At 63.3% G+C, this 13,300-nt stretch carries 12 protein-coding genes; 8 read left to right on the plus strand and 4 right to left on the minus strand.

The window, feature by feature from the left end; genetic code table 11:
* Window position 1: 1 nt before the first annotated feature.
* Together VA599_RS01490 and VA599_RS01495 are read left to right on the plus strand one after the other, a co-directional pair.
* On the plus strand, window positions 2–3,130 hold the full coding sequence (locus VA599_RS01490) for an efflux RND transporter permease subunit (RefSeq protein WP_346787431.1): 3,129 nt from the start codon (window positions 2–4) through the stop codon (window positions 3,128–3,130).
* Window positions 3,127–4,506, plus strand: coding sequence for an efflux transporter outer membrane subunit (locus VA599_RS01495; RefSeq protein WP_346787432.1), 1,380 nt, complete (start codon window positions 3,127–3,129; stop codon window positions 4,504–4,506). Before VA599_RS01490 ends, VA599_RS01495 begins: the two co-directional genes overlap by 4 nt.
* 21 nt (window positions 4,507–4,527) lie before the next feature.
* Here the strand turns inward: VA599_RS01495 and VA599_RS01500 are convergent, their stop codons facing one another.
* The 3 genes from VA599_RS01500 to VA599_RS01510 form a co-directional block, all read right to left on the minus strand.
* Entirely contained in the window at window positions 4,528–4,983 is a 456-nt protein-coding gene (locus tag VA599_RS01500) for a VOC family protein (protein ID WP_346787433.1), read from the minus strand.
* A 40-nt stretch (window positions 4,984–5,023) separates the two neighbouring features.
* Window positions 5,024–5,677, minus strand: a complete 654-nt coding sequence (gene nfsB, locus VA599_RS01505; protein WP_346787434.1) for an oxygen-insensitive NAD(P)H nitroreductase — start codon at window positions 5,675–5,677, stop codon at window positions 5,024–5,026.
* Window positions 5,678–5,857: 180 nt separating this feature from the next.
* Window positions 5,858–6,640, minus strand: a complete 783-nt coding sequence (locus VA599_RS01510; RefSeq protein WP_346787435.1) for a M949_RS01915 family surface polysaccharide biosynthesis protein — start codon at window positions 6,638–6,640, stop codon at window positions 5,858–5,860.
* Window positions 6,641–6,966: 326 nt separating this feature from the next.
* Between VA599_RS01510 and VA599_RS01515 the strand changes: the two genes are divergently transcribed.
* From VA599_RS01515 to VA599_RS01540, 6 genes are all read left to right on the plus strand, one after another.
* Window positions 6,967–7,833: a helix-turn-helix transcriptional regulator gene (locus VA599_RS01515; RefSeq protein ID WP_021478455.1), complete on the plus strand. Its 867-nt coding sequence runs from the start codon at window positions 6,967–6,969 to the stop codon at window positions 7,831–7,833.
* Window positions 7,830–8,504: a transaldolase family protein gene (locus tag VA599_RS01520; RefSeq protein WP_021478454.1), complete on the plus strand. Its 675-nt coding sequence runs from the start codon at window positions 7,830–7,832 to the stop codon at window positions 8,502–8,504. The genes VA599_RS01515 and VA599_RS01520 overlap by 4 nt, the downstream gene beginning before the upstream one ends.
* Before the next feature lie 16 nt (window positions 8,505–8,520).
* Window positions 8,521–9,747, plus strand: coding sequence for a sugar MFS transporter (locus VA599_RS01525; protein ID WP_021478453.1), 1,227 nt, complete (start codon window positions 8,521–8,523; stop codon window positions 9,745–9,747).
* A 226-nt stretch (window positions 9,748–9,973) separates the two neighbouring features.
* On the plus strand, window positions 9,974–10,198 hold the full coding sequence (locus VA599_RS01530) for a hypothetical protein (protein ID WP_021478452.1): 225 nt from the start codon (window positions 9,974–9,976) through the stop codon (window positions 10,196–10,198).
* A 593-nt stretch (window positions 10,199–10,791) separates the two neighbouring features.
* Window positions 10,792–10,977: a hypothetical protein gene (locus tag VA599_RS01535; protein WP_346787436.1), complete on the plus strand. Its 186-nt coding sequence runs from the start codon at window positions 10,792–10,794 to the stop codon at window positions 10,975–10,977.
* Window positions 10,961–12,163 (plus strand): aerolysin family beta-barrel pore-forming toxin, encoded by a 1,203-nt coding sequence (locus VA599_RS01540; RefSeq protein ID WP_346787437.1) that lies wholly within the window; start codon window positions 10,961–10,963, stop codon window positions 12,161–12,163. Before VA599_RS01535 ends, VA599_RS01540 begins: the two co-directional genes overlap by 17 nt.
* A 72-nt stretch (window positions 12,164–12,235) precedes the next feature.
* Here the strand turns inward: VA599_RS01540 and VA599_RS01545 are convergent, their stop codons facing one another.
* Window positions 12,236–13,279, minus strand: coding sequence for an RNA methyltransferase (locus tag VA599_RS01545; RefSeq protein WP_346787438.1), 1,044 nt, complete (start codon window positions 13,277–13,279; stop codon window positions 12,236–12,238).
* Between the last annotated feature and the right edge of the window lie 21 nt (window positions 13,280–13,300).

Below are 13,300 nucleotides of genomic sequence, written 5' to 3' on the forward strand. Positions count from 1 at the left end.
GATGCTGGCGCGTTTCTTCATAGACCGCCCGGTTTTCGCCTGGGTGCTGGCCATCGTCATCATGCTGGCCGGCCTGTTTGCCTTGCGCGCGCTGCCGGTGTCGCAATATCCGGACATCGCCCCGCCCACGGTGATGGTCAGCGCCAGCTACCCCGGCGCGTCCGCCCAGGTGGTGGAAACCAGCGTGATCCAGGTGCTGGAGCAGGAACTGAAGGGCCTGGACAACCTGATGTACTTCAGCTCCACCAGCTCCTCGTCCGGCCAGGCCGAGATCATGCTCACCTTCCGCCAAGGCGCGAATCCCGACACCGCCCAGGTGCAGGTGCAAAACAAGGTCAGCCAGATGCTGGCGCGGCTGCCGCAGCAAGTGCAGCAGAACGGGCTGTCGGTGCAGAAGATGCAGGGCGACTTCCTGTTGATCGCTTCCTTTTACGATGTCAGCGGCCAGCGCGGCGACACCGATATCGCCGACTGGCTGGCCAGCAATGTGCAGGACCCGCTGAGCCGGGTGGATGGTGTCGGCTCGGTGCGCGCCTTCGGCGCGCCATACGCGATGCGGATATGGCTGGACCCGCACAAACTCAACAGCTACGGCCTGATTCCCTCCGACGTCAGCGCCGCCATCTCCAAGCAGAACACCGAAGTCTCGGTCGGCGAGCTGGGCGCTTTGCCGTCGCCGCCGGGCCAGCAACTGAACGCGATGGTGACGGCCTGGTCGCGGCTGTCCACGCCGGAGCAGTTTCGCGGCATCGTGCTCAAGGCGCTGCCGGACGGCGGCGCGGTGCGGCTGGGCGACGTGGCGAGGGTGGAGCTGGGACAAGAGGATTACAGCAGCAGCTCGCGGCTGAACGGCCATCCTGCCTCCGGCCTGGCGGTGATGCTGGCGCCGGGCGCCAACGCGCTGGCCACCGCCGAGGCGGTGAAGACGCGCGTCGCCGAGCTGCAGCGGAATTTCCCGCCCGGCATCCGCGTCGCCTATCCGGAGGACACCACCCATTTCGTCCGGCTGTCGATACGCGCGGTGATGGAAACGCTGCTGGAAGCCGTGGCGCTGGTGGTGCTGGTGATGTTCGTGTTCTTGCGCAACTGGCGCGCCACGCTGATTCCGGCGCTGACGGTGCCGGTGGTGCTGCTGGGCACCTTTGGCGTGCTGGCGGCGGCCGGCTTCGGCATCAATACGCTGACGCTGTTCGGCATGGTGCTGGCCATCGGCCTGCTGGTGGACGACGCCATCGTGGTGGTGGAAAACGTCGAGCGGGTGATGCATGAGCAAGGCGTGGACGCGCATACGGCCACCGAGCGCTCGATGGGCGAGATCGGCGGCGCGCTGGTCGGCATCGGCCTGGTGCTGGGCGCGGTGTTCTTGCCCATGGCCTTTTTCGGCGGCTCGGTCGGCGTCATCTACCGCCAGTTCTCCATCACCATCGTCGCGGCGATGGCGTTGTCGGTGCTGACCGCGCTGACGCTGACGCCGGCCTTGTGCGCGACGCTGTTGCGGCCGGAAAAGCCATCGGATAGCGGCCCTTTGGCCGCGTTTGAGCGCCGTTTTCTCCGTCTGCAGTCGGCCTATGCCGACCGCTGGCTGCCAACCTGGCTGCGCCGCCCATTGCGCGGCGGCCTGGTTTACCTGGCGCTGATCGCCGGACTGGCCGCGCTGTATCCGCAGCTGCCCACAGCTTTCATTCCGGACGAGGACCAGGGCACGGTGATGGTGCAGTTCACGCTGCCCACCGGCGCCACCCACGAGCGCGCCGACAAGGTGGCGCGCGCGGTGGAGAAGCATTTTCTTGAGGCCGAAAAAGCCAATGTCGAGTCGGTGTACATGCTGTCCGGCTTCAGCTTCGGCGGCTCCGGCCAGAACGCTGGCATGGCCTTCATCGCGCTGAAGGACTGGTCGCAGCGGCCGGGCGCCGGCAACAGCGCGCAGGCGATCGCCGACCGCGCCACCGCCGCGCTGGCCTCGCAGCGCGACGCCGAGGTGTTCGGCATGGTGCTGCCGCCTATCGGCGGCCTGGGACAGACCAATGGTTTCGAGTTCTGGCTGCAGGACGCGTCCGGCATGGGGCGCGAGGGCCTGGCCAAAGCGCGCGACCAATTGCTGAAGGCCGCGCAGGGCGACGACAGGCTGAGCGCGGTGCGCTCCGGCGCAGCCGACGACAAGCCGCAACTGCGGCTGGACGTGGACCAGAGCAAGGCCGCTGCGCTGGGGCTGGACCCGGCCAATGTCGCCGACACGCTGGGCGCCGCTTGGGGCGGTCGCTACATCAACGACTTCATCGATCGCGGCCGGGTGAAGAAAGTGATGATGCAGGGCGACGCGCCGTATCGTTCCAAGCCTGAGGATCTGGGCTTGTGGTTCGTCCGCGGCGTGGACGGCACGATGACGCCGTTTTCCGCTTTCGCCCGCGCGCGCTGGGAATACGGCCCGGCGCAGCTGAACCGCTACAACGGTTTGCCGGCGCGGCCCTTGTCGGGCTCGGCCGCCGCCGGCGTCAGTTCCGGCGAGGCGATGCGGGCGGTGGAGGCGATAGCCGGCAAGCTGCCTGGCACGCAGTACGAGTGGAGCGGCCTGTCCTACCAGGACCGGCTATCCAGCGGCCAGACGCCGTTGTTGTACGCGGTGTCCATCCTGTTCGTCTTCCTGTGCCTGGCGGCGCTGTACGAAAGCTGGCTGGTGCCTTGCGCCGCCATGACGGCGATTCCGCTCGGCGTGCTGGGCGCGGTGCTGGCGGTGATGGCGCGCGGCCTGTCCAACGACATCTACTTCCAGGTGGGCCTGCTGACCACGATAGGTCTGTCGGCCAAGAACGCCATCCTTATCATCGAGTTCGCCGAGGCGGCGATACGGCGCGGCGACGATGCGCTGAGCGCGGCGCTGGCCGCCGCACGGCAGCGGCTGCGGCCGATATTGATGACCTCGCTGGCCTTCGGCGTCGGCGTCGCGCCGCTGGTCTGGGCCGGCGGGCCGGGCGCAGGCAGCCAGAACGCCATCGGCGCGGCGGTGCTGGGCGGGGTGGTGTCGGCCACGCTGTTGACGCTGTTTTTCGTGCCGCTGGCGCATGTATTGATACGAGGTTTGGCTGGCCGCGTCGCGCAGCGTCGTTTGAAGCTGGCGGAGGCGCGGCCATGAAGCGAGTTTTCTGCTTATTGATGAGCGCGGCTTTGGTTGGCTGCGCGTCGCCGCAGCCGGATTACCAACGGCCCGCCGCGCCGGTGCCGGCGCATTGGCCGGCGGCGAACGCGGAACGCGGACAGGCCGATGTGGCCTGGCGGCGCTTCTTCGTCGACGACAGCCTGCGAGAAACCATAGCTCAGGCCTTGGCCAACAACCGCGATTTGCGCGCGGCCGTCGCCAATGTCCAGGCGGCGCGGGCGCAGTACCGGATACAGGACGCGGCGAGGCTGCCGACCGTGCAGCTGCAGGGCAACGCCAACCGCCAGTTGACCCGCGGCGGCGATCCGTCGTTGGCGGTGGACAGCCGGGGCGTCAGCGCCGGCTTGGGCGTCAGCGCGTTCGAGCTGGATCTGTTCGGCCGGGTGCGGAGCCTGAGCGACGCGCAATGGCAACGCTATCTGGCCAGCGAGGCCGGCGAGCAGGCTGCGCGGGTCAGCCTGATCGCGGAAACGGCCAACGCCTACCTGACTTTGGCCGCCGACCGCAGCCAGCTGGCCGCGGCGCGGACGACGCTGCAAAGCGCCGAGCGCTCGCTGGCCTTGACGCGCGAGCGGCTGCGGCTGGGCGCGTCTTCCGCGCTCGATGTCAGTTCCATGGAAACGGTGCGGCAGCAGGCGCGGGCCGATGTCGCCCGCTACCAAGGGCTGGCGGAGCGGGACCGCTTGGCGCTGCAACTATTGGTAGGCGCGGAGTTGGACGAGGCGCGATTGCCTGCCGCGCTGGAGGACAAGCCGTACACGCTGGCGGCGCTGCCGGTGGACGCGCCGGCCGATGCCTTGCTGCGCCGGCCGGATGTTCGCCAGGCGGAGAATTTGCTGCGAGCCGCCCATGCCGACGTGGACGCCGCGCGGGCGGGCCTATGGCCCAAGCTGGGGCTCAGCGCCAGCTCGGGGCTCAGCGGCGTGACGCTGGCCGGCTTGCTGAACGCGCCTGCGCGGGCGTTTAGCTTGGCACTGGACGCCAGCTTGCCTTTGCTGGACGGCGGCGCGGCCAGGGCCGGCGCGGACCAGGCGGAGGGGCAGCGGCTGGTGGCGCTGGCCGCTTACGAGAAAGCCCTGCAGAGCGGGTTTCGCGAAGTGGCCGACGCCTTGAGCCAGCGCCAGGCGCTGGCGGAGGAGAAGCAGGCGCGGCAGGCGACGCTCGCCAGCGCGGAAACCTCGCTGCGGCTGGCGGAAGCGCGTTATCGGCAGGGGCTGGACGGCTATCTGAGCCTGTTGGAGGCGCAGCGGACGGCGCAGGCGGCGCGCCAGCAGTGGATCAGCGCCAGCCTGGCCGAGGCGGAGAACATGGCGGCGTTGTATCGATCTTTGGGCGGCGGGCTGGAGGGATAGCGCGGGTGAGAGGCCGGGACGTCAGTGTTGGATGTCCAGTCGCGGCAATTGCTCGCCGGCCATTTGATTATCCGGAGAATAGGGGAAAATCAGCTCTATCCTGACGCCGTCCGGGTCGTCGATGAACAACTGGTGTTCTCCCTGCTCCGGCACCACGCGCTCGTGGAAGTCCTGGCCCAGCGACAGCAGCCGCATTTGCATGTCCATCAGATTTTGTCCGCGCAGCGCGATGTGGTCGAGGCGGCCGGAGCCGGAGATGGCCGCGCGGCCGCCCAGATACGCCTCCAGCTCGGCTCCATCCGCCGCCGCCGCTACCAGGTGCAGCACCGGGTGGCCGCCGGCGTACAGCCATTTGCCGGCAAAGCGGAATGCCGGGCGCGGGCCATCGCTCAGGCCCAGCACCCGCTGATAGAAGGCCGCGCTGATTTCCAGGTTGGCGGCGCGTATCGTGAAATGGTCGATTCCCTGGATGTTCATCGCGATCTCTCCTGCGCAGCTACCGGGCGGCGCGATAAAGTCACAGCCGGGTGATGACGGCGTCGGCCGGAAGACGGGACTTTGGCAACTTGGCGTTGAAGTCTTCGTCGGAACGGCGGCCCAGCGCGACGATCACCGAAGCGACCAGTCCTTTTTCCCGCAATCCCAGTTCTTCTCCCATGATCCGCTGGTCGAAGCCCTCGATCGGGCAGGCGTCGATCTCAAGCGCCGCCGCGCCCAAGAGCAGGGTGCCGACCGCCAGGTAAACCTGCTTTTCCATCCAATGCGAGGCATCGCGTAGTTCGAAGCGATGCATATCGGCAAAATGCGAGCGCCCCTTGTGCTGGCCGGCACGGGCCTCGGCGCTGGCGAAGCGGCCATCTCGGTCTTCTTGCTCCAGCAGCGTTTGCAGGTGGGCATCATCCAGCGCGGCGCGGGTGCAGAATACCACCACGTGAGAAGCGTTGAGCACCTTGGCCTGGTTGAAGGCATAGCTACTGGCAGTGGCCTTGGCGACGCTGGCCTTGCCTTCGTCGCTGCCGGCGATGAAGAAATGCCAGGGCTGGGAGTTGGTGGACGAGGGGCTATGGCGCAGCAGCGCTTCGATCTGCTCCACCTGATCGGGGCTCAGCTTGAAGCCGGGGTCGAAGGCCTTGGTTGTGTAGCGGGTTTTGGCGTAATGGGCGATGTTCATGGTGTTTGCCTTGGGTGTCAGTGATCGGTTGGCCTCCGTTTTCCGATCGCGCGGGAGAGGAGGCCCAGTGAATGCATGATCCTTTGCAAACTGCGAGAGAAAAACTAGTTCTTACCAGAATCACTTACTTGGTTTTTTTGAAAATGGCCGAAAACTCGCCGGATCTTTCGGCTCACGGGCTCAGGCAGTCTGTCCGTCCAGCCATGCTTGGTCGAGTTCCCGCATCCGCTTGAACCACTGTTTCTTCATGTATTTCAGGTAGGCGGGCGGAGCCTTGGCGAAATCATGCTCATCCTGGTAGCAGCCGGGCAGCGGAGGTTCGAACAGCGAGCCGCCTTCGCGGCGCAGCAGGTCGCGTTGGGAGCCGGCGCTGCAGTCTGCAGGAAGGGGCAGGCCTTCCACTTCTCCTGTTTTCTGGTCGCGGTTGCGCACGCCGTAGCGGTCGGCGCCGCGCAGGCCGTATTTGTCCGCTCCCGCATGCAGGATCAGCTTGTACTCGTTGGGGCTGACGTCGCTGGTGCAGGTCTGGCGATAAGCCAGCGCCACCGCGCGCGCGCCGTCCCGGCCCAGCATGGGGAAGCTGACTGCCGGCAGGTCGAATTCCGCGCTGGCGTCGAACAGGCATTGATCGACGCCGTCATTCAGCGCCCACAGGCGTTTGGGGCGCCCGGCGTCCACGCGGTATTGCGCCGCGTACAGGCGCGACGATTCGGTTTCGTCGCTGGCCCGGTCCTCATGGGTTTCGCCCAGCACCAGCAGATTGTCGCCTGCGCTGTCCCGCCAGCTATAGGCCGCCACCAGCTTGCCCTTGACCTCCACGCCCTTGGGAACGGTGGCCACGCGGCTGACCGGGCCGGGCTCCGCCGGGACCTCGGCGGCAGGCTGCGCGCCGCCTTGTCCATGGCAGCCGGCCAAGGCCAATAGCAGGGCGGCAAGAGGGGGGCGGGCGGAAAAACGGCGCATATTCGAATCCGTAGGCAAACGAAAGGCCGGAATATTACGCAATCCGCGAAGACGGGAAAAGCCTGTTCTTTCCATGGATATGTCGGGAGGGGAAAGCGGTGGTGGTTTATTTTATCGATATATATGTTCGTATATGGATGGTTGCCGAAAGAGCGGATTTATTGATGGATTCTGGTTTGGGGTTTGGTGATATGATTCGTTTTTCTTAAAATCTCCTGAAGCGTAATTTGTAGCTATATGAACAGTTTTGTTTCTGATTATATCGACTCGAATCTGCGCTGGCGGCGGAGAAAACGCCCCGCAGGCGGAAGACTGCCGGGTGGGCGATGACGGACATCAATTTCCAAAGCGACAGGTTCTACGCGACCAACGCGTCATTCACCGCCACCGACGCGGTGATGGAATTCACCCGGCCGCTGCGCAGCCTGAAAATCGCTTATTTCACTTTCGATCGGCATTACGCCGATGGCTCCCGCATCGCCCTGACCAATTCTCCGGACTGGATCCAGCATTATTGGCGGCAGGAAATGTTCCAGCTGGCGGTGTTCGAAAAGGATTCGGACAATTTCACCGACGGCTACGTGTTTTGGAACTGGCTGAACCGAGAGCCCATTTATTCGGCGGCGGCGCTGTTCGGCATTGACAACGGCGTGACGCTGATCGAGCGCAGCGAGGGCTACTGCGACTTCTTCCACTTCGGCTCGGTTTACGACAACAGCGTCAACAATGACTATCTGGCCGGCAAGATGGCCTATCTGCACCAGTTCGTCTCGCTGTTCAAATACAAGCTGCACGACGTGATCGAATCCGCCGGCCATGACCGGATCTACCTGCCGGAATCGGCCAGGGGCAAGTTGATCCTGGACAGCGACATCAACCACGACATGCTGGTTTCCGATTTCTACAGCCTGATGGACCGCCGCGACGTGTCGCGCATCTATCTGGGAGACGCGGACCATAACGCCTACCTGACCAAGAAGGAAGTGGCGCTGATGCGCGAACTGGTGGGCGGCGCGTCCTGCGCCGAAGCGGCCGTTTCGCTGGACATCACCAGCGACGCGGTCAACAAGCACATCAAGAATATCAAGGAGCGGCTCAATTGCCGGTCGCTGTGCCAGCTGGGCTTTGTGATCGGCAAGCTGAGCGCGCGCAATATTTATCCCTTTTCCGTGGCGAGTGGTGCAAACAAATGAAGATATGGCTGGACACGATAGACATTGACGCCATCCGCAAGGCCCAGGCCATGGGCGTGCTGGCCGGCGTGACGACCAATCCGTCGATCCTGGCGACGTCCAACCGGGACGTGGAGGCCGTGCTGGGCGAGATACTGGACGCCCAGAGCGGCCCGCTGGCGGTGCAGGTGGCGGCGCGCGGACTGGACGGCATGCTGGCGCAGGCCCGGCGCATCGCCGGCATCAGCCCCAGGATGGTCGTCAAGATTCCGGCGGCGGGGGATGGCTTCCGCGCGATGTCTATTCTCGAGCGCGAAGGCATCGCCACGCTGGCGACCACCATTTTCGAGACCCGGCAGCTGGCGCTGGCGGCGCTGGCAGGCGCCAGCTACGCGGCGCCCTATGTGAACCGGATCGAGCTTTCCACCGGCAACGCCTTCGAGGTGCTGGAGCAGTCGCAGCGGCTGCTGGACACTTACGGCTACAAGACCGCAATCCTGGCGGCGGCGGTCAAGACGGTGGATCAGTTCCTGCGCTGCGCGCAAACCGGGGTGGCCGCGGTCACGCTGCCGGTGGAGGTGTTCCAGCAGCTCCACGCGTCAAGCGAGGACATCGAGCAGAGCCTGCGCAAATTCGACGCGGCCTGGCAGAGCAACGGGCTGACGCGGGACGCCGCGCTGTTCAAGGCGTGAGAAGGCAAGAAAGCAAATGATGAATCGTGATGACGCGCTGTTGAAGAAAACCATCATCCTGGTGACCTGCACCTTCTTCCTGTGGGGCATGTCCTACGGCTTGCTGGATGTGTTGAACAAGCATTTCCAGCAGGCGATGCAGTTGTCCAAGGCGGATTCCGGCTGGCTGCAGACCGCTTACTTCCTGGCCTATTTCGTGATCGCCATCCCGGCGGCCTTGTTCAACGAGCGTTTCGGCTACAAGCGCGGATTGATCGCCGGCTTGTGCTTCTTCGCCGTCGGCGCGCTGTTGTTCATCCCGTCGCTGCTGAACGCCAGCTTCCTGGCCTTCGTGCTGTCACTGTTCGTGCTGGCTTGCGGGTCGGGCTTCCTGGAAACCACCGCCAATCCCTATATTTCTCTGCTGGGCGACGAGAACCGCTCCGAGCGGCGGCTGAACATGGCCCAGGCTTTTTGCGGGCTGGGCACGGTGGTGGGGCCGCTGATCGGCGGGGCCTTCTTCTTCAAGCTGGGCAATAGCGCGCCTTCTGGCGCGCAGCACGACATGGTGATGCAAGTCTACGTGTGGATCGCCGCATTCGTGGCGCTGCTGGCGCTGGCCATCGCCAGAACGCCGATGCCGGATGTGGGACGGTATGAGGCCGTCGACCGGGAGGAGGGCCGGCCGCTGATCCGCAACGGGCGTTTCGTGTTCGGGGTGTTGGCGCAGTTTCTTTACGTGGCGGCGCAGGTGGGGATCGGGGCCTTCTTCATCAATTACGCGATGGAGAGCGGCATGCGGCTGAACGCGCAGTCAGCGGCCTGGCTGTTGTCGCTGGCGATGATGCTGTTTATGGCGGGGCGCTTCGTCGGCACTTTCGCCATCGGCCGCTTGTCCGCCGGCCGCTTGCTGATGCTGTTCGCCTTTGCCGACATTCTGCTGTCGCTGGTTGTGGTGACCATGGGCGGGGCCATCGCGGTGGGCGCGTTGACCTTGATGTTCTTCTTCATGTCCATCATGTTTCCCACCATTTTCTCGCTGGCGATCAAGGGTCTGGAGCGCCAGACCAAGCGAGCGAGCTCCATCCTGGCGATGTCGGTGAGCGGCGGGGCCGTTTATCCTTATTTGATGGGCTATGTGTCCGACCATTACGGCACGCCGCTGGCGTATGCGGTTCCCTTGGCCAGCTTCATCGTGATCTTCCTGTACAGCGTGTATCTGGAGAAAGAGAAGACCGCCCAAGTCGCGGTCGGCTCGATTTGAGGGAGTGGGCGCAAGGAAGCCGGCGAAAGCCGGCTTTATTCGTTTTGGCGCGCAAATTTTCGCTGTTGCTCGGCTTTTGGGACAGGAAGAAGAAAGACTACAGAAATCTGTACTTATTTGCCGGCGCATCATGGGATATCTTGGCGTCGTAAGATTTTTTTCATGCTGCACGGCAGTTTGATTCAGTACTGAACGATGCAGGAAAATCCCACCAGGAGCAACAGTGATGAATCCAAGCAGACTTGTCAAGAAAATAGCGGACGATGATTATGCTCTGGATGTGATTCAGGGCGATCAGGTGCTGGTCACCAGCCCGATGATCGTCGGCGAGAAAGGATCGGAATGGGAAGGTTCGCTGGTATTCACCAAGGAATACCTGCTTTCCCTGATGCAGCTGGGGGTGAAGCACCGGCTGTTGAATCCGGACGATATCCATACTCCTTCCCTGTGACGGCGTAGCCAGTCCGATTACAACCGGAACGGACTGGCGTCTGCCTCCGCTTGGCGTGGCGGCGAAGCGCGCCAGCTTGCCATCTGCCATGTAGCTTCCTCCCTAGCCAGCGTAGCTTGGCGCTTGTATCCCTAAGCACACTCTCACCCCATCCGCGCGGGAGCTGTCTCTCGCTTGCATCCAGTCCTCCCGACAATGCCCGCCGTCGTTGGACGACATTCGCGTGCTGCGAATGGCCTCGGCCAAGGCCTGCATCCATTTCCGCTGTCAGAGATGGCGTTGTCTGGCCTGACAATTATGTGGCGAATGCGGCACCTGTTCTAAAGGATGGATTTTGTGCGGCGCAATGCATCGAGGCGTGACTAGATGATTATTGATTTTCAGTGTTTTTAAACCCGCCACAGCTAGCGCCAGGACATAAGCATTTTTACTTAGTATTTTTCTTTTTTGCAATATGTAAATAAAAACTGGTAAATGTTTACAAATACGGCGTTAAGAAATATTGCGATGGATATCCGGCGCTAATTAGGATTCTTCATGCAAAGTAAAGTATTTGCTCTGCATGGCAGTGGTGTAAAGGCCGGAGTATTCCCGTGGCAGATAGGATGGCCGGCGCTTGCATTGATTCATTTCTTACGCAGGAAATAAAACATGAAATTGATAAAAGCCACGCTTCCCGCTTCAATATTGCTTATCGCTTGCCAACAGCAGGCATGGGCGGCGGATACCGTGCCACAATTCAGCGACGTGGTGTATACGGAGATGTCACCGGACAATGAGTCCACCATCCAGAAAATCGTGACGTCGGACGCATTTTTCAAACCATGGGCGTCATTGGCGCATTATCTCGGCTATGGCTGGGTAGGCGGAAATACCAACGGCAATACCGCCGTGGGCAAGGAGTTTGAATACCGGCGCATCGACACCATGCTGGACAATCTGTCGATGCCGGACAATAAATACCGCTACATGATGAACGCCAAGTACGATCCGAAAGGGCCGGGCGGGTATTGGGCCGACAAGCGTTTTCGCATGGCTTTTTCCAACATCCAATGGATGATGGAGCCGGACGACATGAAGCTGGGCTCGCCGGAGCTGTACAACAAGAAACCGCTGAAAGTGGTGACGGTGGTGTTGGAAAATCACAGCGACCAATCCGACACCGGCGTGGCCAATATCAAGTACGACTCCACGGTCAGTTGGTCCAAAGCGGACAAGATCAGCGTCAGTGGCAAGGTGACGATGACCAACAAGTGGACGGGCGGCTTGCCGCTGATCGGCGGGGCCGAGACCTCGGTGGCTGTGGAGATCGCTTCCGGGGCGGACTGGACCACCACCAACGGCACCAGCAGCACCACTTCGCAAACCGCCGAATACCGGGCGGTGCTGCCGCCCAAGAGCAAGCGGCTGATCACGCTGACGCTGTTCGAGCAGAAAGCCAACATTCCCTATACCTCCAAGATGTTCCTGACTTACGAGGCGGAGCTGTACAACTTCCTGCGCTACAGCGACAACGCGCTGAACGGCCATCCGTCCAACCGTCCGTTCTATTTGAGCAAGTTCGGCGGCAAGGACGGCCTGAACGGCGCGCAGGATTTGCTTTCGCAATACCTGAACCCGGCGACGTCGAAATGGGATTGGCCGTGGGCGGTGAACCAGTACACGCGCAGCACCATCGAGTACTACATCGGCTCGATTTCCAAGCGCAAGTTCAAGCAGCAGTTCACCGGCGTGTTCAGCGCGGTGGATTCCACCGCCTACACCATCACGGCGGGTCCGGTGGAGCCGCTGTCTGCCCAGGCGCAGACCGCGCGTTCGGCCAGCCTGGGCGCGGCGGCCGCGGGCGGGATCCAGTACCGCGTGGTGAGCGGAGATCTGAAAGATGTGCCGGGCAAGGTGAAGAATCTGCGCATCAGCGTGAGCAAGCCGCAGGCCGCGCCGTCGGCAGCTTCGCCGCTCAGGTAATCAGCCCCGGAAGGGATGGATTTGCCGCAACAGCGCCTGTGTCCGGATTGGCATTCCGGGCGCAGGCGTTTTTCATTGGCCGCGGCGTTTTCGCAGCCGGCCGGTATCGATGACGCCGGTGGCCCGCGCGCGCAGTTGGCCGCAGCCGCCGTCCACGTCCTGGCCGGCCGAGTCGCGCACCTTGGTCAACACGCCGTTGTCGTGCAGATAGCGTTTGAACTGGGCGATGCGTTCGTCGCTGGGGCGCTGGTAATCGTCGCCCTCCACGCTGTTGTAGGGAATGATATTGAGCACACCGTACTTGCCCTTGAGCAGGCGCGAGGCGGCGCCCATCTCTTCCTGGCTGTCGTTGACGCCGGCCAGCAGCGTCCACTGGTATTGGATGGGATAGCCCGAGCTGCGGGCATAGGCCTCGCCCAGCTCCACCAGTTCGGCCGGTGCGATGCGCGGCGCGCGCGGCAGCAGCTGTTCGCGCAGATCGGCGCGGGTGGTGTGCAACGACAGCGCCAACGCCGGCTTCACCTGCAACTGGGGCAGGCGTTCGAACACGCGCGGATCGCCCACGGTGGAAAACACCAGGTTCTTGTGGCCGATATTGCCGTCGGTGCCCAGCCATTGAATGGCTTCCAGCACGTTTTCCATATTGTGGGCCGGCTCGCCCATGCCCATGAACACCACTTTCTTCACCGGACGGATGCGCCGCGCCAGCGCCACCTGCGCGGCGATCTCCGCGCTGCCCAGCTGGCGGAGCAGGCCGCTTCTTCCGGTCATGCAGAAGGTGCAGCCCACCGCGCAACCCACCTGGCTGGACACGCACAAGCCATCGCGGGGCAGCAGCACGCTCTCCACCATCTGGCCATCGCTCAACTCCACCAGCAGCCGCAGAGAGCCATCGTCCGCAGTGTGTCGCGAGTGGATGCGGGCCAATGCCTCCATCTGGGAGGCGATGGGAGGCAGGCCGTCGCGCACGGACAGCGGGAAGTAGTCTTCGCTTTTCTGATGGCGGGTGCCGGCGTCCAAGGGCTGCCCCTTGAGCCAGGCGCGGTTGATGCGGCCGATATGGCAGGGGCGGGCGCCGATGCCGGCGAGGGCTTGATGAAATTCCTGGATACGCATGCGCTGCTTCTGAATACGGTT

Origin of the sequence: Chromobacterium indicum (genome assembly GCF_039708975.1) — a bacterium.
Lineage (GTDB): Bacteria > Pseudomonadota > Gammaproteobacteria > Burkholderiales > Chromobacteriaceae > Chromobacterium > Chromobacterium piscinae.